Raw genomic sequence first — 2,586 nt, forward strand, 5'->3', positions numbered from 1 at the left:
GATCATGTCGTCGAGAGAGCCGGTGCGCGCAGTGGGCACCGAGCATGCCCACCAGCCAGAGGTACCGGCGTACCTGGAGAGCTGCGCGATATCACGTCCGAGCATGTACGAGGTCAATTGGCGTCCAGGCGGCGAATTGCGCAAGATGGCAGACGAACACCAATTCTCTTAAGATACGCCTAATCTAGTCTCACGCTTTCCCAAACCCCTCGAACCACCCCATCCGTGTCAGGAACAACGGCGCATAGTTCTCGCAAGTCGGAGGTGGCTATCATGAAGGCCATGCCTTGATCAAGGAGCTCCTGAAGATCATTTGCTCCCCAGTGGTAGGCGCTGTAGCGCAACCGGCCCGGGATTAGCGGTGCCCCGAAGGCGGTGAAATCTTCTTTCAATAGAGCCGGATTTAGATGCAGGTCTGGATCAATTGCAACGCACAGCAGAGATCGAGGTTGAACCGACCGGATAATTTCATCTATATTGTTCGGGTTCAGCAGGAACCAATTACACCCATAATCGCCGTGCGCCCATCGCTCACACAGCAACACCACAGCCGCCTCTGCAGCGGATCTGATCGACGTCCAGAAGCCACCGTCTGCGGAGGCCTCAACGAGCTGAATATCGTCCGGAGAATACGGCGCTCGATTGCACCATTGCAGGCACAGCTCTTTTCTTTCCAGGTCGGCCAGTTTGTCGGCACTGTCGCGGGATATGAAGATATTTACATACCCGTTGTAGCCTGCGGCAACATGAAGGCCGGGCGCCATGAATCTACAATACGGCGATACTCCTGCCAGCATATCAATGATCATGCCAATCGCCTCAGCCGGATTCAGCTTCACTCCATTTCGAAGCGATGAGCATCTGCTGGGCAATGGCTCAGGAACCAGCAGATCTGCGACCTCCAGCGACTCCACGCCGGTTGTGTTCACAACCTTCCATAGCGTGTCACGCAGCCTCGCAGAGTACTCCTCCCAGCCAGGAGCGTCGGCAAGACGTTCTGCGACAACATTATTCGCTGGGCCTATCGCCAGCTCTTCCGTTACTTCGCTATCCATTTTAGCCCCAATAGATGGCCGTTGTCCGAAATAAGCAAATCATAGGTTCCATCCCGACCGGCATCCTTGGTCGTTTGGAACGGATTTCTGAAACTAGCCCCCTTGAATATGCCCCCGCTGTGGCCATTCCTATCCCAGGTAATATAGCGCGGCTGTCCGGATTTTGCCTTTTTGTTTTCCCAAATATAAGCACCGCTGGCAGATTTCTTTCTCGTATTGGTATACCCAAGGGATCTCGCGATATCGTCGGCCGCTGCGTTTGAGATGCAATTTTGGTTATTATCGTTGTGAACGAGGAGGTCGGTTGCTCCTGCTGTTACATAGTAGGTGTGCATGTCGGCGACAGTCAGGTTGTACACCAGTTGCGACGCCGTCCATCGCCTCACATCGGCGACTTGGATCCATGTACCAGTGGAGGTGCGGAGCCAAGTCCCCGGCTGAAGATACGTCGCGTCAACCCATCGCTGCAAGGAAGGAACCCAAAAGCGATGGTGCGACGTCGCGATGACCGACGGATGGCTGGCGTCGTCCGCGCGCCCTGACCTCACAGTGATCTTGATCAGGTTCTTCGCACCGAAGCTGTTGATCAGGTCTGTGACCTTCTTGGCTGCCAACTCTCCGGTTGCTGGGTCCGTGGCCAGGACTTCGTCCTCAACACGTACGTCCTCAATTGGCTTACGGCTTCCGTCCGCCATCAGCACCAGGGTTCCCGGCACAAAGCTGTTTATCCTGCATGCCGCCCCGGCGGCCACCACTGCTTTCTGAACCTTGGGGAACTTGGCTATGAGCCTACCCGCGCGGGCCAAGGCCCCACCCGGCACAAAGTTGGTTGCGGCGAGCACGCATCCCAGAGCACTGCCATCAAAACAAGCCGCGAAGTCCTCAACGACAGCCTGGTAAACGCCCGTCCAGAAGTTCTCGAACTCCTCCCAGGTTTTCTCAAGCGCCAGTTGCGCCACCTGCTCAGGAGTCAGCCCGAGCTCTTTAACCAGGCGTTGGCACCGCCCTTCGACCCAACCGAACGAGTCCCCAGGGTAAGGGCCAGCACACTGGCTCCAGTACTTCTGCGCCCGAACCAGTAGCGCCCCCGCTTCAAGCATCTCGGCGCATTGCTTGGTGGTCAGCGCCTTCTGGCATTCGGTGACCTGCTCGTCGACCGGCCCACCAGCCCAACGAGCGGTTGTAGATTTTCTATCCTTTTCCCACTGCTGCCTCCAGCGGTACTTGGCGTATTGAATGAGGATGCCAATCTCATCGTCAGTTGCCCCGAGATACGCCACCTCGATGATCTGATCAATATCCTCCTCCAAGAGCCCCCAGAAGTCGTCCGTGATTGGTGTTCCGTTGGGCAGGTGACCTCTTCTGCGCATATCTTCCGTGGTCATGACGAGGGCGACGTTCCAGTCGATCTCCCCTGCGGTAAGACAGGCCGGACACATCTCGGCGGCACCGCCGCCTCCGTAGCAGTTGCCGATGCACGTGCCTCCGCTGGCACTTGGCCCTGATGAGCTGGTGTAACCGCCAGCGAGGG

The 2,586-nt window shown here is 57.1% G+C and carries 2 protein-coding genes; both read right to left on the reverse strand.

The window, feature by feature from the left end; genetic code table 11:
* Nucleotides 1-179 precede the first annotated feature (179 nt).
* Entirely contained in the window at nucleotides 180-1,055 is an 876-nt protein-coding gene (locus ACTWPW_RS63725) for a hypothetical protein (protein WP_443174963.1), read from the reverse strand.
* Nucleotides 1,040-2,586: toxin C-terminal domain-containing protein (locus ACTWPW_RS63730; RefSeq protein WP_443174964.1), on the reverse strand; the 1,547-nt coding region annotated here is incomplete at its 5' end. The genes ACTWPW_RS63725 and ACTWPW_RS63730, both read right to left, overlap by 16 nt.

Source organism: Nonomuraea sp. KM90 (assembly GCF_052246675.1).
Classification (GTDB): Bacteria; Actinomycetota; Actinomycetes; order Streptosporangiales; family Streptosporangiaceae; genus Nonomuraea.